The following is a 25112-nucleotide window of genomic DNA, read 5'->3' on the forward strand; positions in this document are numbered from 1 at the left end:
ATGTTTATATTAAAGATTTTTATCTATTTTAATTCTTTAGCAACTTTAAAATTTATTTTTATCTTTTAGGGCATAAAATATCTTATTTAAGGGCTTTTGAGATAAATTATATCCTAAAAATTTTTGTGTAAAAACTTAACATTATTGATACTTTTTTATATAAAAAATAATTTTTTTTAATTTTTTTACACAAGCTCTATTATTTTTAATATAATAGCAAATGAGAAATACTTTTTAAAGGTTTAATTATGACAGAAGAAAGATTAAAGGCTCGTCTTCTAGAGCTTGAAAGTATGCCTTCTTTAAAGCCCAAACTCTCTATACCACAGGCTTTAGAACAGGCTGGTTTTTCTAGAAGGGATTTTTTAAAATGGGCTGGTGCTATGACAGCTTTCTTAGCACTTCCTAGCACATTTACTCCACTTGTTGCAAGAGCTGCTGAACTTGCTGATAGAGTGCCTGTTATATGGCTTCATATGGCTGAATGCACAGGCTGTTCTGAAAGTTTGTTAAGAAGTGATACTCCTACTATAGATAGCTTAATATTCGATCACATATCTTTAGAATACCACGAAACAGTTATGGCTGCGTCTGGTTGGCAAGCTGAAGAAAATTTAGAAAGTGCTATACAAAAGCATAAAGGAAATTATTTTCTTATGGTAGAGGGCGGAATTCCTATGGGTGATACTGAAAATTACCTAACGGTTGGACCTCACGGAAAAACAGGATATCAACACGCAAAAGAAGCTTGTGATAACGCAAAAGCTATTTTAGCTATAGGCACATGTTCCTCTTTTGGTGGAATTCAAGCTGCTAGACCAAATCCAAGCAACGCACAACCTTTAAGCAAGGTTACAAACAAAACTGTTATTAATGTTCCTGGCTGTCCTCCTAGCGAAAAAAATATAGTTGGAAACATTCTACAATTTTTAATCTTCAAAGAAGCTCCATCTCTTGATGTTTATAATAGACCAAAATGGGCTTATGGACTTAGAATTCACGATTTATGTGAGAGAAGAGGTCATTTTGATGCTGGTGAGTTTGTGCAAAAATTTGGAGATGAGGGTGCTAAAAATGGATACTGTCTTTATAAGGTTGGTTGCAAAGGACCTTATACCTTTAATAACTGCTCAAGAGAAAGATTTAATTCACACACCTCTTGGCCTATACAAGCAGGACACGGTTGTATAGGTTGTTCTGAACCTCATTTTTGGGATAGAATGCAGCCATTTGAAGAGCCTATTGCTGGTAAAATTTTTCCTTTAGGGCAAGGATCTGATTCTGTTGCAGATAAAGTTGGTATAGGTATTTTATGTCTAACAGGTGTAGCTATAGCTGCTCACGCTGCATTGGCTGCCATTAAAAAAGATAAGGAGGCTTGAGTATGGCACAAAGAATTATAGTAGATCCAATAACAAGAATAGAAGGACACTTAAGAGTCGAAGTTGTAGTAGATGAAAATAATGTTGTGCAAGAAGCATATTCTGGCTCTACCTTGTGGCGTGGTATAGAAACAATAGTAAAGGGAAGAGATCCTAGAGATGCTGGTTTTTTAACTCAAAGAATTTGTGGAGTTTGCACATTTTCACATTATAAAGCAGGTATAGTTGCTGTTGAAGATGCTTTGGGTATAACACCTCCTTTAAATGCTATTTTAACAAGAACGCTTATGAATGCAGCTTTGTTTTTACACGATCACATAGTGCATTTTTATCAATTACACGCTCTTGACTGGGTTGATATAGTTAGTGCCTTAAGTGCAGATGTTAAAAAAGCTAGTGATGAAGCTTTTAAATACACTAATATGCCTTATGCAACAGGTGCTGATAAATTACTAGAAGTAAAACAAAGGGTAAAAACTTTTGTAGATAAGGGAAATTTAGGACCGTTTGCAAATGCTTATTACGGACATCCTACCTATAAATTGACCCCAGAACAAAATTTAATAGCACTTTCTCACTATCTTGAATGCCTTAGAGTTCAAAGAATTGTTGCTCAATGTATGGCTATATTCGGTGCTAAAAATCCTCACCCTCAAAGCTTAACAGTAGGTGGAGTTACTTGCGTTATGGATCTTTTAAGTCCAGCTAGACTTGGAGAATACATAGAAAAAATAAAAGAAGTTGTTGATTTTGTTAATCGTGCGTATTATCCTGATTTGATAATGGCTGGTAAGGCTTACGCTAATGAACCTAGTGTTATAAATGATGTAGGTGTGCCTAATCTTCTTACATATAAAGAATTTCAAATTGGTGCTAATGATTGGTTATTTGATAGTGGATATATCAAAAATGGCGATCTAAGCAAAGTTTATGAAGTAGATGAGTCTTTAATAACAGAAGAAGCCACACACTCTTGGTATAAAAATGACAAGCCTTTACATCCTTATGATGGTGAAACAGACCCTAATTACACAGGTTTTGTGGATATGAAAACCGTTAATGGCAAAGGTCAAATGGTAGATAGCAAAGCCTTTGATACAAAAGGTAAGTATAGCTGGATAAAAGCACCTAGATACGACAGTATGCCTATGCAAGTTGGTCCTTTAGCTAATATAGCTGTAAATTATGCTAAGGGAAATAAGTTAGTAGTTGAAGCTGTTGATAAATTCTTAAAAGACAGTGGCTTACCTATAAGTGCCGTTTTAAGCACACTAGGAAGAACTGCTACTCGTTGTATAGAAGCTAGCATTATAGCAAACAACATACATAAGGCATTTGATAATTTAGTAGAAAATTTAAAAATAGATGAAAGCACTTGTGCTGATTATAAAATCGATCCTAACAAAGAATATAAAGGTAGATATATAGGCAATGTGCCAAGAGGTATGTTAAGCCACTGGTGTCGCATAAAAGACGGAGTTATATCTAATTGGCAAGCCGTTGTTCCTTCTACTTGGAATGCTAGTCCAAAAGATTCTAAAGGAGTTGGAGGAAGCTATGAGCAGTGCTTAATAGGGCTTAAAATAGCTGATGTAAAACAACCTTTGGAAATTATTAGAAAAATTCACTCTTATGATCCTTGTATTGCTTGTGCTGTGCATGTTATGGATACAAAAGGCAATAATTTAAGTGAATATAAGATGAATGTAAATGCGTGAAAGGATAAATAATGCGACAGGCTACTTCACACCAAAAAAGAAGTGATGGAAACAGACACGCAGTTTATGAATTTAGCTTAGGTTTAAGACTAGCACACTGGATAAGGGCCATAAGCATAGCGGTTTTAGTCTTAACCGGCTTTTATATATCCTATGTTTATCAATACCCAAGCGATAATGTTTTTGTGCAAAGTGTATATCGTTTTGCACATGAAATTTTTGGTTTCGCTTTTGTAGCTTGTATATTTTTTAAAATTTATTTATTTTTTGCTGATAATACAAGCAAGATAGAAAGAGCTAGTTTCAAGGATTTATTTGATAAGCAAGTGTGGATAGATCAAATAAAATTTTATCTATGTATAGGTAAGCACCCTAGATTAAGGGGTGCTTATAACCCATTGCAGTTTGTTACGTATTTTATACTTTATGTTGTTTTTATGGGTCTTATTGTAACGGGTCTTATACTTTATATGCACAATTACCACGAAGGTCTTGGAGGATTTTTTTATGGCTTTTTAAGACCTATTGAAGCTATGTTTGGTGGATTATCTGAAGTTAGGACTTATCATAGATTATTTATGTGGTTTGTGATTATTTTTGTTCCTATACATGTTTATATAGTTGTGCTAAATTCTATAAAAAACAAAGATGGCTCAACAGATGCTATAGTAAGTGGTTATAAATACGAAGAAGAGCATTGATTGAAATTTTTGGTTCTTGGCATAGGAAATATCGTGTTTGCAGATGAAGGCTTAGGCGTTCATCTTTGCAAACAGATAGAAAAAAACTACCTCTTTAAAAGCGATAGTCATAGTATAGATTTTATAGACGGCGGGACCTTGGCTTTACAGCTTAGTTATATAATAGCAAAGTATGATAAGATGATAGTTATAGACTGTATAGATGCTGATGATGCTAAGCCCGGAGATGTTTTTTTCTTTCCTTACGAGGCTATGCCAAAGAAGGTTTCTTGGAGTGGGAGTGCTCACGAAGTAGAAATGCTACAAACTTTGCAGTATATGGAGCTTCTTGGAGATTTACCACAAAGCCATATTTTAGCTTGTGTCCCAAAACGGATAGAGCAGATGAGTTTTAAGCTTTCAGAAGAGCTTATAAACGCTTCTAAGATTATGGAAGATACGCTTATAAAACACCTTAAAAGCGAGGGGTTTGATTGTGAAAAAATAGCTGATTATTCTTTGCAAGACTTAGCAAATTTGTCTTATAAAAATTAGAATTTTCCTCTTTCTCTTCTTTGAATAAACCTTATAGCTTCAATTAAAACACTTATAAAAAGCGAGTAAAATATGCCTTTATTTTTCTTTTCATCTTTAAGGAATGATTTTAAGTATTCTAGATAATTATTTTTATCTTTAGATTTTTGAAACATCTTCCAGCTAAATTCAGCAATTTTATCTATGTGTTCTTTGTTTATATGTTTTAATTCATAATTTTCTTGATAAGTGCTTAAATCTTTTTTTGTAAAAAGCCTTTCTCTATCTGGGAAAAATTTTTTTCTTACTTTTTCGTTTGAGTCTTCAAAATATTTTAGATAAGCTCCATAACTCTGTTTCGGTGGCATAAATTTAAGATTTTTATCATAAAAACATAAAACATCACTACAGCTACTTGGAATATCGTCCATATTATTGTTATATTTGTTAAAGATGCTAAGAAATTCAAAGCCTAGCAAATTTAGACTTTCATTCTTGTTTTTAGGGAAAATAAAGTCATAGTCTTTTATGCCTAAAATATGTAAAAAATCTTTTATTAAATCCTCTTTAAAAAAATCATCTTTTTGAAATATCCTAGGTATAAAATTTTCTTTGCCAAATATATCGCTATACCTAGAACAAAGAATATCATAATCAAAAGTATATATATGCTCGTGTTCTTGAGGTTTGATTTCATAAGAAGTTTTAATTAAGCCTCTTTTTAAATCTTCAGAGCTTAAAGATACCATAAGATCGGCTTGATTTCTAAGATAAAGTATTATTTTTATATCATCAAAACCAAGATAATTTAAAAACAATTTTAAAGCTTTAATTTTTTCTTCTATATCCAAAAAAAAGCTTATACATTCACTTGAAAATATAAAAGTTTTATCTTTGTTTTTTTCTATTTCTTGTTTTAAAGATTTTATTATACGTTCTGAATCAAGGTATTTGCTAAAATTATTAGGACTGTTTTTTTCATAAATTTTGTTAGCTATATGATGTAGAAAAATATGCTGGGGATTTTCTTTTTTATATAATATGCTTTGTGGGTAGTAAAATTTATGCTTTTTTAGCTCGTTTTTATTATCTTGCAGGAATCTTTGTATAGATGTTGTCCCTGTTTTAACTGTGCCTATATGCAAAAAAGCTTTCATTTGTTGCCTTTTTTAATTTTCATCATTTTACAAAAAAAAAAAACAAAATCAAGGATTATATGTATTTTTGTGAGAGAATTTCCGCTAAGTAGCGGAAATTTGCTATTTTTTGTAGATTAAATTCTTTGTAGTATTTGCTATTTCAAATTCCTCATCTGTTGGCACAACTAAGATTTTTAATTTAGCATTTTTAGAGCCTATTTCTCTTATTTTAGATGATCTTTCATTGTTTAGATTATCATCTATATCAAAGCCTAAATGTTTTATAAAATCACAAGTTTCTTTTCTTATGAAAGAAGCGTTTTCGCCCACTCCTGCGGTAAATACCAAAGCATCTGTTTTTGGAAGTATTGCAAAATAAGAACCGATATATTTCGCAAGTCTGTAAGCATACATTTGCACGGCAAGTCTGGCTTTATCATCTCCTTTTTTTCTTTGAGAATCCACATCTCTTAAATCATTGTAGCCGCAAATTCCTAAAAAGCCACTTTTTTTATTCATCAAAGTATCCACTTCATTAGGGCTTAAACCTCTTACCTTTTGTATGTAAGGCACGATGGCTGGGTCTAAATCACCGCATCTAGTCCCCATCATAAGACCTTCTAATGGAGTTAGTCCCATTGAGGTATCAATGCATTTTCCATTCTTTATAGCACTAATGCTAGCTCCATTTCCAAGGTGAGCAGTTATTACATTAAAATTATCATACCCAATGCCTAAAAATTCGGCAGCTTTTCTACTAACATACGAATGAGATGTGCCGTGATAGCCATATCTTCGTATATTTTCTTTTTCGTAGTATTCGTAAGGCAAGGCATACATATAAGCATAATCAGGCACTGTAGCGTGAAAAGCTGTATCAAATACTGCAACATTAGGGACATTTGGTGCTTTTTTTATCATAGTTCTTATACCTGCTAGGTTTGCTGGGTTATGAAGTGGTGCTATAACAGTTGCTTTATCCATTTCATCTATAACTTCTTGAGTAACTAAGCAATGTTTCATAATCTTAGCTCCACCTTGCACCGCTCTATGACCACAGCCATCTAAGGTGTTTAAATCCTCTAGCAAACCTGACTGTTTAAATAGCTCATTTACCAAGCTCAAGCCTTCTTCGTGATTTTTTATGCTTTGTTCTTTGCTAAATTTTTCATCTGTATCTATGTTTTTAAGCTCGACTTTAGAACTTGCCTCTCCTATTCTTTCTACCAATCCTACGGCAATAGCCTTGTCATCTTTGTATAACTTAAATTTTATTGATGATGAACCTGAATTTAAAACTAATATTTTCATTATTTATCCTTTTCTTAATTATTTTGATTGTGCTTGTATCGCACTTAGTATAACTGTATTTACTATATCATCTACTAAACAACCTCTAGAAAGATCGTTAATAGGCTTTTTAAGACCTTGTAATATAGGTCCAACCGCTAAAGTATTTGCTGTTCTTTGCACCGCTTTGTAACATATATTTGCTGCATTTAAATCAGGAAAGATAAATACATTCGCATGTCCTGCCACAGAACAGTTTGGCATCTTGCTTTTTGCTGTTTTTATGTCAATAGCTGCATCAAACTGTAGCGGTCCATTTATCTCTAAATCAGGGTATCTTTCTTTTGCTATAGCTAAAGCTTCTTTTATAGCATCTACGCTAACGCCACTTCCACTACTTCCAGTAGAGTAGGACAACATAGCCACCTTAGGATTCATACCAAAAGCTTTTGCAGTGTTTGCACTTGAGTAAGCTATCTCTGCTAACTGCTCTGGAGTAGGATTTGTAGTAACAGCACAATCTGCAAATACCAAAACTCTATCCTCTAAAAGCATAAAAAACATACCAGAAACTACGCTTACTCCGTCTTTTGTTTTTACAAATTGTAACGCAGGTCTTATTGTCTCGGCTGTGGTTGTAGAAGCTCCACTTACCATAGCATCGGCTTTATTTGTATGCACTAACATAGTCCCAAAATATGTTCTATCTTTTACAAGCTCTTTCGCCTCATTTTCACTCATACCTTTGTGTTTTCTAGCTTCATATAAAATTTTTGCAAATTCAGAATGTAGAGGTGAAGCTTGATTATTTAAAATTTCAGCCTTATGTATATTTATATTTAGCTCTTTAGCCCTACGTTTTATAAGAGCTTCATCTCCTAAAAGCACAACATCTACAAGTTCTTGTTGAAGCAATATAGCTGCAGCTTGTAAAATTCTATCATCATCACTTTCTGGCAAAACAACTTTTTTCTTATTCTTTTTAGCCAATTTAACTGTTTGGTAAGAAAAACGATTTTGTGTAACGAAATTATACTCTTTTACCTCGTAAAATTTATTTAAATCAAATTTGTCATTTATTTCTACAAATTCTACACAGTCTAGCTTTTCGCTTAGATAGTTATTAACTGTTTTATCTTGTCTAAAATTGATAGCAAAAATAGGCGTATTAAGTTCTTTTGCAAATTTTACATTCATTTCAAAAAGCCCTAATACTCCAAATGACGATAGCCCTAAAACAAAAACAAAATCATATTCTTCTTTCAGTTTCTCAAAAGCAGATATAAGTCCTTGTAAAAAGATATTTTTATCTTTAACATAACTTTCTAAAGCTTCTTCTTCTGAAAAAGCGTATGTTTTGTTAAACTCTTGTTTTAATTTAAATTTCGATATAAGTTCTTTTAAGAGTCTTTCATCTACAGGAGCAAAAACGGGAGTAAAAATACATATATTTTTGTATTTTTGAGCTATGCTCTGTAACATTTTTTCACTTATACTAAAACTTAAATCCTCATCTTTTGTTCGTATAAGATATAAACTTTTCATAAAAATACCTCCTTACTAAATTTGGAACTTAATTTGCTTTCATTTTAATAAAAAAATGATTTTATATCAAGGAGGAGCTATGAAAGTTAGAAGTTTTTGTTTATTATTGTTACTTTTTGTTTTTTCAGCTTGCACTGCTAGCATAGAACCACAAATCAGTATGGCACCGCCAGCTTATGTTGAAGAGCTTGAGCCAAAACATAGCAATAATGTAGAAATTTCTCCCGGATCTTTGTTTGGCAAAGGAGATAATCCTTTGTTTTCAGACAAAAAGGCTATGAATGTGAATGATTTGGTAACAGTTGTAATACAAGAAAGCACCACTCAAAGCACACAGGCTGATAAATCTACCTCAAAAACAAATAACACAAATTTAGGTGGAGCTACTATAACAGCTGGTGGGGCTTTAAGTTCTGTTGCAAATACTATAAGTGATTACTCAAATATAGGTATGCAAAGCACATCGACTAGAAATTTCACTGGAGAAGGTTCTCAAAGCAGAAATGAAAGCTTTAACACTACTATTTCAACTAGAGTTATTAAAATTTTATCGAATGGAAATTATTTTATAGAAGGATCAAGGGAGCTTTTGATAAATGGAGAAAAGCAAACTATACAGCTAAGTGGAGTTATAAGACCTTATGATATAGGGCAAGATAATACCATAGATAGTAGATATATAGCTGATGCTAGAATTTTGTATAAAACAGAAGGAGATGTTGCAAGAAGCACCAAAAAGCCTTGGGGCATTAGTATCTTTGAAGCTATTTGGCCTTATTAAAAATGTTGGGCTTGTTTAAAGCCCAATTTATCTTTTTAAATTTTAATTATACTAACAAAATCTTATTATTGACAAAGTATCTAAAATTTTATACAATCGCTTAATCTTAAATAATTTAAAAGGCATTATAATGTGTAAAAACTGTGGCTGTTCTAACAAAGTTGAAGAAAAAAAAGAAGTTGTTGTTGAGAAACAAATACTTTATAAAAATATGGAAGAAGCAATGCACAATAAAAAACATTTTGATGAAAATAAAGTATTGTGTATAAATTTAATGTCCTCTGCTGGAAGCGGTAAAACAACGCTTTTAGAAAGCACTATAAAGGCTTTAAAAGATGAGTTTTTTATTTCTGTTATAGAAGGAGATTTGGAAACAAACAATGACGCAAATAGAGTAATCAAAGCCGGTGCAAAAGCCTATCAAATCACCACCGGACAAACTTGCCATTTAGATGCTTTAATGATACATAAAGCACTTAATCATATAGATTTAAAAGAAACTCAATTGCTATTTATAGAAAATGTTGGAAATTTAGTGTGCCCAGCTTCATACGCCTTAGGAGAGCATATAAATGTTGTTTTATTATCTGTTACCGAAGGTAGCGATAAGCCTCAAAAATATCCTGTTATGTTTAGAAAGGCTGATGTGGTTGTCATTTCAAAGTCTGATTTAGCACCTCATTTTGACTTTAACTTTGATGAGGCTATAAAAGCTTGTAAGGAGTTAAATCCAAACGTAAGGGTTATAAAGCTTGACGCAAAAAACGGGACAAATTTAAACGAATGGCTTGAATTTTTAAGAAAGGAAGTAAAAGATGTGTCTGTCCATACCGTCTGAAATTTTAGAAATAGATGAATACAACAATGCTTTAGTTCAAACACTTGGAGTAAAAAGAAAGGTAAATTTAGATCTTGTGCCTGAAAGATGTGAGGTCGGTGATTTTGTTTTAATCCATGTTGGTGTTGCTATGGAAAAAATCGATAAAGAATACGCTAAAGAAAGTATAAAAATGTATGAAGATATAGCTTCAAAAATGCAAAATGGCGAGATAGATGAAAATGAAGGGAATTTAGGATTTAATGAACTTTATAGATGAATTTCGCTCAAAGGATACCATACTAGCTTTTAAAAAACTTATAGAAAAAAACATCAAAAATAATATAAATATAATGGAAATTTGCGGAGGGCATACTCATAGCATTATGAAATATGCTTTGCCAAGTATCTTGCCAGAACAGATAAATTTCATACACGGACCGGGCTGTCCTGTTTGTGTTATGCCAAGAGAAAGGATAGATATTGCTATAAAATTAGCATCAAATAAAGATGTGATATTTTGCACCTTAGGTGATTTGCTAAGAATCCCAGGAAGTAAGATATCATTACTTGAGCTTCGTGCAAAAGGTGCTGATGTAAGGGCTTTGTATTCTCCTCTTGATGTTTTAAAAATAGCTAGTGAAAATACCGATAAAAAGGTGATATTTTTTGCACTTGGTTTTGAAACCACTACGCCAATGACTGCTCTTTTGCTTGAAAAAGTTATAGAAAAAGAAATAAAAAATGTCTTTTTTCATATAAATCATATCACAGTGCCAGCGGCTATACATAGTATAATGCAAGATGAAAATGTAAAAATAGACGCATTTTTAGGACCGTCTCATGTAAGCGTTATAACAGGTTACAAAATTTATGAAGATATAGCAAAAAAATACAAAACTCCAATAGCAGTAAGCGGTTTTGAGCCAGTTGATATAATGCAGTCTGTGTTAAATATAGTCTTACAAATGAATGAGTCAAAATTTGAAGTATTTAATCAATACAAAAGGGCGGTTAGTGAATTTGGTAACACTAAGGCACAAGCTTTGGTAAATAAATACTTTAAGCCTTGCGATTTTGAGTTTAGAGGACTTGGGCTTATAAAAAATTCAGGCTTAGAATTAAGGTCTGAATTTAGCATTTATGACGCTTCTAAAATTTTTGATTGTGAAGTTGAAAGCAAAAAAGAAAGCAAGGCCTGTATCTGCGGTCAAATTTTAAGAGGACTTGCAAAGCCTTATGAATGCAAGGTTTTTGCTAAGGCTTGCACCCCTAAAAGTCCTATAGGAAGCTGTATGGTTTCATCAGAGGGTGCGTGTGCGGCTTATTATAAATACTCAAAGGCTATGTAAATGAAAGAAATTCAACTAGCCCACGGGGGCGGAGGCGAGGAAATGTCTGAGCTTATAGGCAAAATTTTTTCAAGTCTTGATAATGAAATTTTAAGACAGGCAAATGATGCTGCATTGTTTGATGGATTTGCTCTTAGCACTGATAGCTTTACTCTTAGTCCGATATTTTTAGATGATGAGGTAAATATAGGCAAGCTTTGCGTTTGTGGTTCTGTAAATGATGTTTTAATGGTTGGTGCTAAGCCTTTATATATGAGCTTAGCTTTCATAATAGAAGAGGGATTTTCTTTTTCTAGCTTTGAGAAAATTTTAAATAGCATTAAAAAAGAAAGTGAAAAAATTGGTGTAAAAATAGTCTGTGGTGATACTAAGGTTGTCCCAAAAGGCAAGGCAGATGAAATTTATATAAATACAACAGTTTTTGGTAAAAGTATAAAAAAACTAGAAACAAAAAATATTAAAGAAGGTCTTTCTATAATATTATCGGGCGATATAGGTAGGCACGGTGCTTCTGTTTTAGTTCAGAGAAATGAGCTTGAAGCTGACATTAAAAGTGATTGTAAGTGTTTATATGATGAAGTTTTTACACTTTTAAATGAAAATTTAGAAATAATCTGTATGAGAGACGCTACAAGAGGTGGAATCAGTGCTGTTCTTAATGAATGGAGCTTGCATAGCAAATTTGACATACTTGTTTATGAGGAAAAAATATCTATAAAAGACGAAGTTGCAGGTCTTTGTGAGCTTTTTGGATACGAAGCTTACGAGCTTGCAAATGAAGGAACTTTTTTGCTTTGCATTGATAAAAAAGACGAAAAAAAAGCAGTAGAGCTTTTAAGAAAATTTAACAAAAATGCGAATGTAATAGGCGAAATTTTACCAAGCAAGGAATCTAGAGTAATCATACAAAATGCTTATGGGGCTAAGCGGTTTTTAGAAGCCCCAAAAGGTGAGCTTTTGCCAAGGATTTGTTAATGCACGAATTATCCATAGTAGAAGCTTTAATAAGACAGTGTGAAGAAGAGGCAAAGAAAAATAACGCTTCTTTAGTAGATGAGGTTTATGTAAAGATAGGTCGTTTAAGTGGCGTTGAGGTTGATTTGTTTCAAAGATGTTTTGAGACTTTTAAAGAAAATTCTTTATTTTGCAAAAAAGCCACCCTTTTCTTAGATGTTGCTGATGTAACTGTAGCTTGTGTTTGCGGATTTGAAGGAATTTTAGAAAATAATATCTTTCTTTGCCCAAAATGTAAGTCAAAAGACTTAAAAATAATAGACGGCGAGGAGCTTTATCTAATGAGACTTTGTATGAGTTAAGGTTTAAAATGAAAAAAAATGATTTAAATACGGCTTTTTTAGGACACCCAAAGCCTTTAATGTCGCTTTCTGCTGTAGAATTTTGGGAAAGATTTTCTTACTATGGCATTAGAGCCTTGTTAGTTTTTTTTATGAGTGCTGGGGTATTATCCGGAGGGCTTGGACTTGGCGAGGAAAATGCAAGTGCTATTATGGGAATTTTTGCTGGGGCATTATATCTTGCTACCTTGCCCGGAGGCTACATAGCTGATAATTATCTAGGTCAAAAAAGAGCAGTTTTTATGGGAGCTGTTGTTGTGGCTTTGGGGCATTTAAGCATAGCATTTTCTTATTTTTACAGCTTTATGTTTTATATAGGACTTGTTCTTATAGTAATTGGCACAGGACTTTTTAAAACTTGCTCTTCTGTTATGGTCGGAATGCTTTATAAACAAAATGACACTAGAAGAGATGCTGGTTTTACTCTTTTTTATATGGGGATAAATTTAGGTGCTTTGATAGCACCACTTATATGCGGATTTTTTAGCGAGCTTTATGGTTGGCACATAGGTCTTGGCATAGGTGGTCTTGGTATGTTGCTTTCTTTAGCGATATTTTATTTTAAAACTATACCCGATTTTGAGGAATTTGAAAAAAATATAGGAGTAGATAGTGCTTGGAAAGAACCTGTCAAAAAGCAGCTTTTTTTAAAATATGTGATTATTTTTTCCTCCATACTACTAGCTATATTTATAGCACTTTGTATTTTTGGTGTAGTAAAGCTTAATCCAGTAGCAATAGCAACTTATATGACCGTTATCATAGCTCTTGTCTCTTTGCTTTATTTTATAGTATTGCTTTTTTTGCCTTCAGTAAGCCTAGATGAAAAGAAGAATTTATTTCTTTTTGTGATATTATTTATAGCTTCTGCATTTTTTTGGTCTGTATTTGAACAGCAACCAACTACCTACAACCTCTTTGCTAAAGATTTTATGGATAGAATGATTTTTAATTTTGAAATTCCAGCTACTTGGTTTCAAGCCTTAAATTCATTTTTTATAATAATCTTTGCACCATTATTAAGCTTTTTGTGGATTTTCTTGGCTAAAAGACAAAAGGATCTTGATTCTATGTCTAAATTTGTTTTAGGACTTGTTTTTGCAGGACTTGCTTTTTTGATTATGTATTTTGCCGCACTTTCTGTTTTAGAAAATTCTCAAAACAAAGTTTCTTATCTATGGATGGTTGCTTCTTTGTTTTGTCTAACAATAGGAGAGCTTTGCTTATCACCTGTTGGTATGTCTATAATGACAAAAATAGCTCCTAAAATTTTGCAAAATCAAGTTATGGGGCTTTTTTTCGTAAGCATATCTCTAGGAAATTTAGTAGCAGGTCTCATAGGTGGGGGTGTAAATTTGGAAAATATAAATAATCTTCCAAATATTTTTATGAACTGTGTTATTATGCTTTTTGTTGTAGCGTTTATTGTATTTGTAATCAAAAAACCTATATATAAAATTTTGAAAAAAGATAGAATTTAAGGATAAAAGATGAGTATTTATGCCGATAGAATCAAAACTTTGCAGTCTTTGATGAAAAAAAAGTCCCTTAGTCTTTTTATAATCCCTTCTTTTGATATTCATTTAAGCGAATATCCAGCCGAATGCTTTTTGCAAAGGCAGTATATAAGCGGTTTTAAAGGTTCTGCTGGGACCTTGCTTGTATTTTTAAAAGAAGCTTTTTTGATAAGTGATGGCAGATATGAAATTCAAATGAAAAAAGAGCTTAAAGATAGCAATATACAAGGCATAGTATCTACTGATTTTACAACATTTTTAAAAGAAAAATTGAAAAATAATTCTACCATAGGAATAGATTTTAAAAAACTTTCTATGCACCAAGCTATAGAGCTTAAAAAGCTTGTTAAAAGCAAAAACTCAAAACTAAAAAACATAGATTTAGTAGATGAAATTTGGACTGATAAACCTCTTTTGCCAAGCGAGAAAATTTTCGAGCAAAGAGCTATTTTTTGCGGAGAAAATAGACTTGCTAAGCTCACAAAAATTAGAGAGGAAATGAGTCTTAAAAAAGCAAATGCTAATTTTATTTCAAGCCTTGATGATATAGCTTATATCACAAATTTAAGAGGGCTTGATGTGGATTACAATCCTGTTTTTTTGTCATTTTTATATATAGATGAAAATGAGGCTTTTTTATTTGTAGATAGCAAAAAACTAGACAGTAAGCTAAAACAAAAGCTACAAAAGGATAAAATTTTTATAAAAGAATACGAAACTTGCTTTGATTTTATAGCTTCTAAAAAGAATTTAAGACTTTTAATAGACCCTAATAAAAATAGTTTTTTTATAGCTAAATTGTTTAAAAAACAAAAAAATAAGCTTATAAAAGATACAAATCCTAGCACCATACTAAAAGCTTGTAAAAAACCAAAAGAGCTTTTAAATTTAAAAGATGCTATGGTAAATGATGGTGTTGCTTTATGTAAATTTTTTATTTGGTTTGAAAGGGCTATTAAAAAAGGAATTTTGCTTAGCGAGTTAGACATAGACAAAAAATTATGCGAGTTTAGAAGCAAAAACGATCTTTATCTGTGCGATTCTTTTGCTACTATAGCAGCTTTTAATGCTAATGCTGCTTTGCCGCACTACCGTGCAAAAGAAGACAGCTTTTCGTATATCAAAGCAGACGGACTTTTACTAATTGATTCAGGAGCACAGTATCAAAATGGCACAACAGATATAACAAGGGTTGTAAGCGTTGGTAAGGTAAAAAAAGAGTATAAAAAAGATTACACAACGGTGCTAAAATCGTTAATATCTATGAGTAAAGCCGTATTTCCAAGAAATATAAACTTAGTCTTAATAGACAGCATAGCAAGGGCTAAGATGTGGGAAGAAGGCTTTGAATACAAGCACGGAACAGGACACGGGGTAGGGTATTTTTTAAACGTCCATGAGGCACCTATAGTGCTTTCTTACCACGCAAAAAATAATGATAATAATAAAGCTAAAATAGGTGTTTTAAGCTCCATAGAACCGGGAGTTTATAGAGAGGGAAAATGGGGAATTAGGCTTGAAAATTTAGCATATATAGACGAGGCAACTTCTTTAAAAGATAGCGAATTTGGAAATTTTAATTGTTTTAAAACGGTTACGCTTTGTCCTTTTGAGAAAAAACTCATAGATAAAAATCTTTTAGATGAAAAAGAAATAAAGTGGCTTAATGACTATCATAGTTTGGTTTTCAAAAAATTATCTCCTTATCTTAAGACAAATGAAAGAAAATGGTTAGAGCAAAAAACATCTGCTTTATAAGTTTGCAATTTAAAAATTTAAGCTAAATCCTAGATCTAGGTTATTTAGCTTTTTTATTTTATAAATTTTTGTGTTATTTTTGTAAAAATTATGTCTTATGAAAAAATCTGTGTTTTTTAGAATATTAAAAGACAACGAATTTTCAACTCCAAAATCATAACCTCTGTTATTTACCTTTAAATCAAAGTATTTGTTTAATTCACTTTGAATTCTAGCCTTATAAAAACTAAGCACAAAACCAGCTTTTACTCCAAGTGCTACATTGTGTATATTATCATATCTATACGATAATATAGGAATCGCATAAAGGCTTAACTGTTTGTAATAAGTTCCAAGTCCATAGCCAAATTCTACTTGAGGATTAAATCTTGTATCCTCATTTAACTCATCTAGATATTTTCCTTTAACTCTTTTATACAAATTCTCTTTTAAAGAAATGTCTAAAAATTTTGAAAAAGACTGTGTATCTTTTATATCATTTATGGAAAATAAATGCACTAGTTCAAGATTTTTGATAAATATATTTTTTTCATCAAAACCCAACTTCAAAGACATAAGTCTTGATTCGCTTAGTTCTTTATAAGCGTAATTACTGTTTTTTATATCCGAGTATATAGGTGAAAAATACACATAAACTTGCTTTTGGCTTGAAAAAGCGGTCGCAAAAGTTGAGCTAGGAGCTGTTTTAAATATATCATTATAGCCTTGTTTTTGATAAAATTCTTTCTTTTCTTCAGGACTTACAATTTGCAAATTTTCTATTAAATTTTTACTATTTAATTCTTTTATGTATTCATTTGGTGTGATAAAAGGCTTGTTTTTACTGGCTTCATACTTTTCATCGAGCACAGATAAAATTCTAGAAATTCCGTCTGTGCAGTTATTTGTAACGAAAGAATAATGCACATTTATATCTTTTAATTCAAACAAATGCAATCTAAAAAGTTGTTTTTGCTCTTCATTTATATTTAGTTTAAGTTTATATATATTTCTTTTTTCTTGTTTGAGATATAAAAATTCGCTTTCTTCGTATAAATTTAAGGCATAATACCCGCTTAAATTTCCACTTAAAGCCTTTAAATATCCAAGCGGATCTATATCTCCTACTATCGCGTGATAAGAAAGTGCGTAAGAGCGAGTATCTCCTTTTTTAAATTCTACTTTTTGCCCCAAGGATGTTTTATTAAAATCTTGCTTTGCTTTGCCTTTTATATGTAGATAAAGATGTCCCATAGTAGAGGCTATATAATTAGTGCTTTCAGCTGCAAAATCAAGATACAATTCATCTAAGACAACTATTTTTAGGTAATCTTCTAATTCTTCACACTCGCTTAAGGCTTGTATTAAAAAATCACTATTTATCTTTTTTGATATAAAAAAAGTACGTGCTGGGTATTTGCAAAGCACGGTTTTATCGTTTGTATTTATGTAGGCTAAAAGACCTTTTACTGTTTTTTTAAATTCATTTTTAGGATTTTTGTATCCATCTTTTGCTAGAAAAAATGAGGAATTGCCTTGTATGACGGATTTTTTATCGTCAAAATGAAGCAAATTTAACCAGATTTTATCCTCATAAAATTTCAAGTCTTTTTGTGTAGCATATAATAAATTAAATAGCAAAAGAAACAAAAAGACTTTTTTCAAACTAAGCTTATTTTCTAATAGGCACTGTATAGCTTTCTTGAGAATAAGACCACATAGACCCAGTTATCCCGTCAGTTGTAGAACCTAGTGTTCCGCCTATTGTGATATTTCCTAAAAACCACGGATTAAAACTTTCTTTACCAGGTATTACAAGTTCGCTATTTTGAAAACCAGGATTGTCACTTGATAAAACAGTTATAGTAGCACCGCTACTTCTATTTATTCTAACTTTACCAGGTATGCTTACTTTTAAAACACCTACGGTTGCAACAACCTTTTCACCTGTTGAAGTGTTTATTTGCACTTCTTGCTCTGTAATTTGCCCTTTGCTTGCATTTGTTATTGTTGTGCAAGCACTAAAAGCTAAAGCCACTAAAGTAGCCATACATAGATGTTTAAACATTAAAAACTCCTTAAATTAAAATCAGTGACTTTGATTTTACAAAAAAAAAAAAAAAACGAAATGTAAATTAAGAAATTCTATCTTTAAAAAGTTTTAGTTCAAAGCCAAACATTAGGGTATTTAGCTCTTTACACAAAAAAGTCTAACAGTTTAAGCTCATTTACAAAAAGATTTTTGTTATATGCAAGATTAATGCCTATATTTTTGCCCTAACTTTTCTCATAAATCACCTAAATTTAAAAATAAATTTTTATATCAATCTATCTTAAGCACAGACAAAAAAGCTTCTTGCGGCAAATGCACTTTGCCTATAGCTTTCATACGCTTTTTACCTTCTTTTTGTTTTTCTAAGAGCTTTCTTTTTCTGGTTATATCTCCTCCATAGCACTTTGCTGTTACATTTTTTCCCATTGATTTTACGGTTTCTCTAGCTATTATTTTTGAGCCTATGCTTGCTTGAATAGCTACTTCAAAGAGCTGTCTAGGCACTATTTCTTTCATAGCTTTTACAAGCTCTCTGCCCTTAGTTTGTGCTTGTTCTTTTGGCACTATTACGCTTAAAGCATCTACATTTTCTCCAGCTACCTTTATATCAAGTTTTACAAGGTCTGCTTCTCTAAATTCTATAGGCTCATAATCAAAACTAGCATAGCCCTTGCTTAGAGATTTTAGCTTGTCATAAAAATCCATTATTATTTCATTTAAAGGTATATCGTATTCAAGCAAAACTCTAGTAGTATCTATATAATCCATCTTTGTTTGCATAGCTCTTTTTCTATTTAAAAGTGTTATTAAATTTCCTACAAATTCACTCGGAGTGATTATTGTAGCCTTTACAAATGGTTCTTTTATAAAATTTATTTTATTTACAGGTGGAAGTTCGCTAGGATTTTGTATGTTTATTACCGTGCCATCGTTTAAATGCACTTCGTAAGTAACTGTTGGTGCTGATGCTATTAAATCAAGCTTAAATTCTCTTTCTAACCTCTCTTTTACAACTTCCATATGCAAAAGCCCTAAAAACCCGACTCTAAAACCAAAGCCAAGAGCTAGAGATGTTTCTGGTTCGTATGTTATGGAGCTGTCATTTAGCTTAAGTTTATCAAGTGCATCTCTTAAATCTTCAAATTTATCAGTATCTATAGGGTAAATTCCTGCAAAAACAAAGGCTTTTGCCTTTTCAAAACCAGCTATAGCTTCTTTTGCTTCATTTTTTGTGCAAGTTATAGTATCGCCTACTTGTAAATCAGAAACATTTTTAAGTCCTAAAACTACAATGCCTACCTCTCCTGATTTTAAAATATTTGTCTTTTTTTGACTTATTGGGTGAGGGTATAAAAGCTCCAAAACATTGTGCTTTTTTCCAGAAGACATTATTAAAACTTCCTCATTTTTTTTAATGCTACCATCATAAATTCTAATCAAAGCCAAGGCTCCAAGGTAATTATCAAACCAAGAATCATAAATCAAAGCTTTAGTAGGGGAATTCTCATCTATTTTTGGAGCTGGAATTTTTTTTATTATATTTTCTAAGAGTTCTTTTATACCTTCGCCAGTTTTTGCACTTACGCAGATTGCATTTGAGCAATCTATGCCTATGATGTGCTCTATTTCGTGTTTTACTTTGTTTATATCGGCTGAAGGAAGATCTATTTTGTTTATAACCGGTATTATTTCAAGATTATTTTCTAAGGCTACATAAACATTTGCTATGGTTTGGGCTTCAACTCCTTGAGAAGCATCTACTACAAGCAAAGCACCCTCGCAACTTGCCAAAGATTTGCTAACTTCGTATGAAAAATCAACATGTCCTGGAGTATCTATCAAATTTAAGATATATTTTTCTTTTTCAAATTCATACTCAAGTCTTACGGACTGTGCTTTTATGGTTATGCCTCTTTCTTTTTCTATATCCATAGTATCAAGCACTTGAGAGCTCATCTGTCTTTCGTTTATAGCATTGCATTCGCTAATTATCCTATCTGCTAATGTGCTTTTTCCGTGGTCTATATGTGCTATGATTGAAAAATTTCTAATATTACTCATTTTACTTCCTAAATCGCACATTCTAGCAAAACTTGCTTTAAAGAAAAATTTAATATAATTAAACAAAGTTTAGGATTATTTTTATGCTTAGAATCGCTATATTTGTTTTTTTGTCATTGTCGTTATATGCTGTAAATTTAGAGGATTTTATAGAGCTTAGTCTAAGAAATGAAACAAATTTGATAAAAGAAAACGAAATTTTAAAAGCAAATAATGAAAAAGACAAAGCTTTAAGTGCTTATTTTCCAAGTATAAGTTTAGAAAGTGCTTATAACGCAAATAATGGAGATGTTTTTATAGATAGGGCTAAAGAGAGTTTATATGCAGTTTTTTCTTTATCTTATATAATATATGATGGAGGTAAAAGAGAGGCACAGTTTAAAGGTGCAAAAAGTATGCAAAATTTAGCTCTTTTAAATTCACAATTTACAAAGCAAAATACAGTGTATAAAGCTTGTGTTCTTTATTTTAATTATCTAAGTTTAGAAAAAATAATATCAGCAAGTAAGGCTAAAGAAAATTTTTTGCAAAACAGTCTTAATAACGCTCAAAAGATGTTTTTAGCAGGTTTAAAAAGCAAAGAAGAATTTGAAAGCATAAAGGCTGTATATCATCAAAGCAAGATAGAGCGTATGAAAAATGAGCTTAAATTAAATGAGATTGAAAAGGAGATTTTTATACTTAGCAAAGAAAGGCTTGTCCCAAGCAAAATAAGCTCTTTGCAAGAACCAAAATACCATAGCACAGATAGCATAGAAGTAAAAATAGCAAGAGAAGAAGAAAATTTAGCAAAATTAAATTTAGATATAGCACGTTCTAAATTTTATCCAACTTTTTACATACAAAACAATTACGGTTTTTATCAAAATAATTTTGATTTTAGTATCCCAAACACCTTGCCGCCTTTTGCCATAAATTTCGTGGATAGGTATTTTAAAAGGCATTCACAAAATAATCAATTCATAATAGCTATGCAGTGGAAAATTTTTGATTTTAAGTTAAGAAGTTCGGAGCTTGAAAATAGCAGACTTGACTTTTACTCGAAAAAACTACAAACAAGATTAAATGAAAGAAAAAATAAGGCTGAACTTGAATATAGCTTAAAGGAATTACAGGTTTTAAAGGAGCAAATAAGTGCTTTAGAGCTAAATTTAGATGCTTCAAATTTAAGCTTTGAAAGTATAGATAAGAAATATAAAAGTGGATTAAAATCTTTAAATGACTATTTAAAAGCACTTGATGATAAGTTTAATTCTATAAGTAGGCTTGAATTGGCAAAAAATGAATACGAAATAGCTAAAGCTAGATATTATTTCTTAGCCGGACTTGACATAAGAGAAAGGATACAAAGGTGAGATTTTTTATATTTACATTTATGTTTATTTCTTGTTTAAAAGCGGAAGAGGTTTATGCTTATTTTGATGTTTATGCTATGAATCAAAGCTTTCTTGCTATGGAAACAGCTGGAGTGGTGAAGCAGATTTTTGTCAAGCCTTCTCAACTTGTAAAAAAGGGCGATGTTCTTTTAGAGCTTGAAAACAGTTCCGAAAAAATAGCTTTGCAATTGGCTAAAAATGACTACGAGCTAGCTTTAACAGAGCTTAACAATAGCAAAAGCAAACTTTCTAAATTTAGCAAGGTAAAAGATGTCTTAGACAGTCAAAGTTTTGAAGATATGCAAGGTGCCTTTGAAGAAGCTAGATTAAAAGCAAAAAAGGCTGAATTAAACATAAAACGATATGAAGATGCTTTAGAAAAAAAGACCTTAAAAGCACCTTATGATGCTATAGTGGCAAATAAATTTATAAATGTAGGTGAAGGCGTTTCTCCGACTTCTCAAAAACTTTTTGAAATTTTTTCATATCCGCAAGTAAAACTTTTACTAAGCTTTGATGAAAAATACAAAGATAAAGTAAAAATAGGTCAAACATATAGATATAAGGTTGCAAACGAAGAAAAAGAAGCAAAAATAGATCTTATTTATCCTAGCATAGATGTCAAAAATAGAAAAATTTACGCAGAAGCCTATACCACAGGGCTTACAGTTGGACTTTTTGGAGAAGGGAGTATAATTATAAAATGATGTATAAAATAGCTATAAATAGACCTATAACGGTTTTAATGTTTTTTGTGGCTTTGATAATATTTGGCTTGATTTCAGCCTTTAGTATGAGTGTGAATTTGTTTCCTAGCGTCAATGTGCCGATAATTAAAGTAAGCACAAAACTAAGCGGGGATTTAAAATACATAGAATCAAAAGTTACTAAAGAGATAGAAAATGCTCTTAGCGATATAGATGGCATAAAGACTATATCTTCAAGTTCTTTTGATAATTTCACTGTAACCGTTATGGAATTTGAGCTTGATAAAGATTTAGAAGTGGCGGCAAATGACGTAAGAGATAGGATAGGCTCTTTATCGTTACCAGCAAAACCAGAAGTAGAAAAGCTAAATTCAGAGGCAGGTTCTGTTATATCTCTTTTTGTTTATTCAAAAAATAATGACAATATAGCATTAATGAGAGCTGTAAATGAAAAAATAAAGCCTAAATTACAAAGGATAAGTGGAGTAGGAAAAATCGATACAGTAGCTTATCTAGAGCCACAAATTAGAATAAAACTTGAACCAGCTTTGCTACAAAAATATAATCTTAATGCCTTAGAAATAGCAAATTTGATAAAAAAACAGAATTTCAAACAAGCACTTGGAGAGCTTGAAAATGATAAGAAAAATTATATAATAAAAGGTTATTTTGAAGCCACGTCTTTAAAAGAGCTAGAAGATATCATAGTATTACCGGGACTTTTTCTAAAAGATATAGCAAAGATAGAGCAGGATTTAGAAGATAAAAAACAAATCGCTATCAAAGATTTGCAAGAAGGGGTTTTGCTTGAAATAAATAAAGTCAGTAGATACAACGCTCTTGAAACTATAAGTAATGTAAAAAACGAGCTTTCAAATCTTGAAAAAATAGCTGGTAAAGATATTGTCATAGAAGCTGTTTATAATAAAAGTGAAAACATAAGCAAACATCTTTATCAAGTAATTTTTGATATGTTTCTTGGTATTATTTTAACTGTGCTTATAGTGTATCTTTTTTTAAGGAGTATAAGTGCTACCTTAATAGCTTGTGTTGCTATACCAACCTCTATAATATCTACATTTTTTTTGATAGATTTGATGGGATATGATTTAAATCGTTTAACACTTATAGCACTTACTCTTAGTATAGGTATATTTGTTGATGATGCGATAGTTGTTATAGAGCATATAGCAAAAAAAATAGATGAAAAGCTTCCACCTTTACAGGCGGCTTATGAAGGCATAAGCGAAATAGGCTTTTCTGTTCTTAGTATAAGCGTTGTTTTGCTTTGTGTTTTTGTGCCTATTGCTTATATGCATTCTATACCGGGACTTTTCTTTAATGCTCTTGGCATAAGCGTTGCTAGCGGCGTTGTAGTAAGCTTTTTAGTAGCTATATTTTTGATACCTAGCTTAAGTGCTAGATTTTTTTCCAGCAAGAAAAGCAAATTTTACTATAAAAGTGAGCCTTTTTTTAACAGCTTAGAACATAGATATGAAATGTTATTAGGAAGCATTTTAAAACATAAGGCTAAATTTTTATTAGCATCTTTTGTTGTCATTTTGCTTTGCTTTTTTTTAGCTACTAGATTAGGTCTTGATTTCTTGCCTATGGAAGATGATAGCGAATTTCAGGTTATGATAGAAAATAGAACAGATTTGAGTTTAGAAGCTATGAAAGTCAAATCTTTAAAAATTTTGCAGGAAATAAAGGCTGATAAAAGAGTTGAATACGCTTATTTACTCGTTGGATATACAGATTCTATGGAAAGTAAGAAAGCTAAAATTTATGTAAAATTAAAAGAACTTAGTAAAAGAGATGAAAGACAACCTAAGATAGTAGAAGAGTATAGAAAAAAACTAAGTTATAGCGATCTTAAAATAAGAGTTTTAGATATGCCTAAATTCGAAGGTGCTGGTGTGGATTCTCCTATACAATTTTTAGTTCTTGGAGATGATTTAAACGAAATTTTAAAAGCAAGTTCTAGAGCAAAAGAGCTTTTAGCAAAGAATCCTAACATCGTTAATATAGACGATGATGCTAATTCCACAAAGGAAGAATTAGCAGTTTTTGTAGATAGACAAAAGGCTACTAGGCTTGGTGTTGATTTAGAATATTTAGCTGGAGTTTTGTCTTATTCTTTTTCTCAACTTAGCGTAGGAAATATGGATTTAGGAGCTTTTAAAGATGAAATTATATTAAGTTTTGACAAAGATTATAAAAAAGACATAGAAAGCTTAAAAAAGATTCAAATAAAAAATGATAAAGGGCAAAGTCTTGATTTAGAATCCGTTGTAAGCTTGGTATATCAAACAAATTTAGCATCAATAAATAGATACAATAAAAGCACAAGCGTAAAAATCAATGCTAGTAATACTGATATAAGTTTAGGTGAAGTAAAAAAACTTATACTTGATAATATAGACTATATTTTGGGCGATAATTCAAATTTAAGTTATGATTTTGCTGGTTTTATAGATCTTTTAGATGAAACTGTTATGGGTTTTGTGATGTCCATACTTTTAGCTTTTGTGTTGATATATCTTGTATTAGCTGCACTTTATGAAAGCTTGATACTACCTTTTGTGATTATGGTGAGTATGCCTCTAGCATTTGCTGGAACTTGTCTTGGTCTATTTTTGACGGGAAATAATTTTTCTCTTTTTGTTCTAGTTGCAATAATATTACTTTTTGGTATGGTTGGAAAAAATGCTATCTTGCTTGTAGATGTGGCAAACAAAAAATGCAAAGAAGGCTTTAATGTAGATGAAGCCTTGATAATAGCTGGTAAATCAAGACTTAGAGCTATTTTGATGACCTCTTTTGCTATGATTTGTGCTATGTTACCACTTGCACTTTCAAGAGGTTCAGGCTATGAGGGAAATTCTCCAATGGCGATAGCTGTTATATTTGGGCTTGTTAGCTCCACCATTTTGACACTGCTTGTTGTGCCTACTATCTTTGAATTTGCTTATAAGCTTGATGTAAAGATTAGAAAAATTTACCAAAGAGAAGAATTAAAATAAATAAACATACCTTACTTAAAACGAATTTAAGTAAGGTAAAAA

Annotated in this window: 21 protein-coding genes; 15 read left to right on the forward strand and 6 right to left on the reverse strand. The window is 31.5% G+C overall.

From position 1 onward, the window contains the following. Positions 1 to 245: 245 nt before the first annotated feature. The 4 genes from Q0J35_RS04905 to Q0J35_RS04920 are packed head-to-tail and all read left to right on the forward strand — an operon-like array spanning position 246 to position 4335. Complete coding sequence (locus tag Q0J35_RS04905) at positions 246 to 1382, forward strand: hydrogenase small subunit (RefSeq protein ID WP_297193738.1); 1137 nt, start codon at positions 246 to 248, stop codon at positions 1380 to 1382. A 2-nt stretch (positions 1383 to 1384) separates the two neighbouring features. Then, on the forward strand, positions 1385 to 3100 hold the full coding sequence (locus Q0J35_RS04910) for a nickel-dependent hydrogenase large subunit (protein ID WP_297193674.1): 1716 nt from the start codon (positions 1385 to 1387) through the stop codon (positions 3098 to 3100). Positions 3101 to 3111: 11 nt separating this feature from the next. Next, positions 3112 to 3801, forward strand: a complete 690-nt coding sequence (gene cybH / locus Q0J35_RS04915) for a Ni/Fe-hydrogenase, b-type cytochrome subunit (protein ID WP_297193676.1) — start codon at positions 3112 to 3114, stop codon at positions 3799 to 3801. Then, the gene (locus tag Q0J35_RS04920) at positions 3802 to 4335 is read left to right on the forward strand and encodes a HyaD/HybD family hydrogenase maturation endopeptidase (RefSeq protein WP_297193678.1); all 534 of its coding nucleotides are present in this window, start codon (positions 3802 to 3804) and stop codon (positions 4333 to 4335) included. Here Q0J35_RS04920 and Q0J35_RS04925 read toward each other — a convergent pair. From Q0J35_RS04925 to pta, 3 genes are all read right to left on the reverse strand, one after another. Then, positions 4332 to 5471 carry a hypothetical protein gene (locus Q0J35_RS04925; RefSeq protein WP_297193680.1) on the reverse strand — a complete coding sequence of 380 codons (1140 nt, stop codon included), beginning with the start codon at positions 5469 to 5471 and terminating at the stop codon, positions 4332 to 4334. The genes Q0J35_RS04920 and Q0J35_RS04925 overlap by 4 nt on opposite strands. 102 nt (positions 5472 to 5573) lie before the next feature. After that, positions 5574 to 6764 carry an acetate kinase gene (locus Q0J35_RS04930; RefSeq protein ID WP_297193682.1) on the reverse strand — a complete coding sequence of 397 codons (1191 nt, stop codon included), beginning with the start codon at positions 6762 to 6764 and terminating at the stop codon, positions 5574 to 5576. 18 nt (positions 6765 to 6782) lie between these two features. Continuing rightward, positions 6783 to 8288 (reverse strand): phosphate acetyltransferase, encoded by a 1506-nt coding sequence (gene pta / locus Q0J35_RS04935; RefSeq protein ID WP_297193684.1) that lies wholly within the window; start codon positions 8286 to 8288, stop codon positions 6783 to 6785. Positions 8289 to 8367: 79 nt separating this feature from the next. On the opposite strand from pta, the gene flgH reads away from it, so the two are divergent. The 8 genes from flgH to Q0J35_RS04975 all read left to right on the forward strand — a co-directional run bounded on the left by flgH (position 8368) and on the right by Q0J35_RS04975 (position 15868). Next, the gene (flgH, locus tag Q0J35_RS04940) at positions 8368 to 9069 is read left to right on the forward strand and encodes a flagellar basal body L-ring protein FlgH (protein WP_297193686.1); all 702 of its coding nucleotides are present in this window, start codon (positions 8368 to 8370) and stop codon (positions 9067 to 9069) included. 130 nt (positions 9070 to 9199) lie between these two features. Continuing rightward, positions 9200 to 9907, forward strand: coding sequence for a hydrogenase nickel incorporation protein HypB (gene hypB, locus Q0J35_RS04945; protein WP_363315702.1), 708 nt, complete (start codon positions 9200 to 9202; stop codon positions 9905 to 9907). Continuing rightward, positions 9885 to 10166, forward strand: a complete 282-nt coding sequence (locus Q0J35_RS04950) for a HypC/HybG/HupF family hydrogenase formation chaperone (RefSeq protein WP_297193688.1) — start codon at positions 9885 to 9887, stop codon at positions 10164 to 10166. Before hypB ends, Q0J35_RS04950 begins: the two co-directional genes overlap by 23 nt. Then, the gene (hypD, locus tag Q0J35_RS04955) at positions 10150 to 11238 is read left to right on the forward strand and encodes a hydrogenase formation protein HypD (protein WP_297193690.1); all 1089 of its coding nucleotides are present in this window, start codon (positions 10150 to 10152) and stop codon (positions 11236 to 11238) included. Before Q0J35_RS04950 ends, hypD begins: the two co-directional genes overlap by 17 nt. Continuing rightward, positions 11239 to 12213, forward strand: coding sequence for a hydrogenase expression/formation protein HypE (gene hypE, locus Q0J35_RS04960; protein WP_273403664.1), 975 nt, complete (start codon positions 11239 to 11241; stop codon positions 12211 to 12213). After that, positions 12213 to 12554, forward strand: a complete 342-nt coding sequence (locus Q0J35_RS04965) for a hydrogenase maturation nickel metallochaperone HypA (RefSeq protein ID WP_297193694.1) — start codon at positions 12213 to 12215, stop codon at positions 12552 to 12554. The genes hypE and Q0J35_RS04965 overlap by 1 nt, the downstream gene beginning before the upstream one ends. 8 nt (positions 12555 to 12562) lie before the next feature. Further along, the gene (locus tag Q0J35_RS04970) at positions 12563 to 14074 is read left to right on the forward strand and encodes a peptide MFS transporter (RefSeq protein ID WP_297193697.1); all 1512 of its coding nucleotides are present in this window, start codon (positions 12563 to 12565) and stop codon (positions 14072 to 14074) included. A 9-nt stretch (positions 14075 to 14083) separates the two neighbouring features. Next, on the forward strand, positions 14084 to 15868 hold the full coding sequence (locus Q0J35_RS04975; protein ID WP_297193699.1) for an aminopeptidase P family protein: 1785 nt from the start codon (positions 14084 to 14086) through the stop codon (positions 15866 to 15868). A gap of 9 nt (positions 15869 to 15877) precedes the next feature. Here Q0J35_RS04975 and Q0J35_RS04980 read toward each other — a convergent pair whose 3' ends face one another. From Q0J35_RS04980 to lepA, 3 genes are all read right to left on the reverse strand, one after another. Continuing rightward, on the reverse strand, positions 15878 to 17512 hold the full coding sequence (locus Q0J35_RS04980; RefSeq protein WP_297193701.1) for a DUF4105 domain-containing protein: 1635 nt from the start codon (positions 17510 to 17512) through the stop codon (positions 15878 to 15880). 7 nt (positions 17513 to 17519) lie between these two features. Further along, positions 17520 to 17915 carry a hypothetical protein gene (locus Q0J35_RS04985; protein WP_297193703.1) on the reverse strand — a complete coding sequence of 132 codons (396 nt, stop codon included), beginning with the start codon at positions 17913 to 17915 and terminating at the stop codon, positions 17520 to 17522. 255 nt (positions 17916 to 18170) lie between these two features. Then, positions 18171 to 19961 (reverse strand): translation elongation factor 4, encoded by a 1791-nt coding sequence (gene lepA / locus Q0J35_RS04990; RefSeq protein WP_297193705.1) that lies wholly within the window; start codon positions 19959 to 19961, stop codon positions 18171 to 18173. A gap of 83 nt (positions 19962 to 20044) precedes the next feature. Here lepA and Q0J35_RS04995 point away from each other — a divergent pair, with 83 nt between their 5' ends. Genes Q0J35_RS04995 through Q0J35_RS05005 form a run of 3 tightly spaced genes read left to right on the forward strand, consistent with a single transcriptional unit; the run spans position 20045 to position 25070 of the window. Beyond that, positions 20045 to 21316: a TolC family protein gene (locus tag Q0J35_RS04995; protein ID WP_297193707.1), complete on the forward strand. Its 1272-nt coding sequence runs from the start codon at positions 20045 to 20047 to the stop codon at positions 21314 to 21316. A gap of 20 nt (positions 21317 to 21336) precedes the next feature. Beyond that, entirely contained in the window at positions 21337 to 22044 is a 708-nt protein-coding gene (locus Q0J35_RS05000; RefSeq protein ID WP_094325658.1) for an efflux RND transporter periplasmic adaptor subunit, read from the forward strand. Then, positions 22044 to 25070: an efflux RND transporter permease subunit gene (locus Q0J35_RS05005; protein WP_297193741.1), complete on the forward strand. Its 3027-nt coding sequence runs from the start codon at positions 22044 to 22046 to the stop codon at positions 25068 to 25070. The genes Q0J35_RS05000 and Q0J35_RS05005 overlap by 1 nt, the downstream gene beginning before the upstream one ends. Positions 25071 to 25112 lie beyond the last annotated feature (42 nt).

It is taken from the genome of uncultured Campylobacter sp., assembly GCF_944323605.1.
Taxonomy (GTDB): domain Bacteria; phylum Campylobacterota; class Campylobacteria; order Campylobacterales; family Campylobacteraceae; genus Campylobacter_D.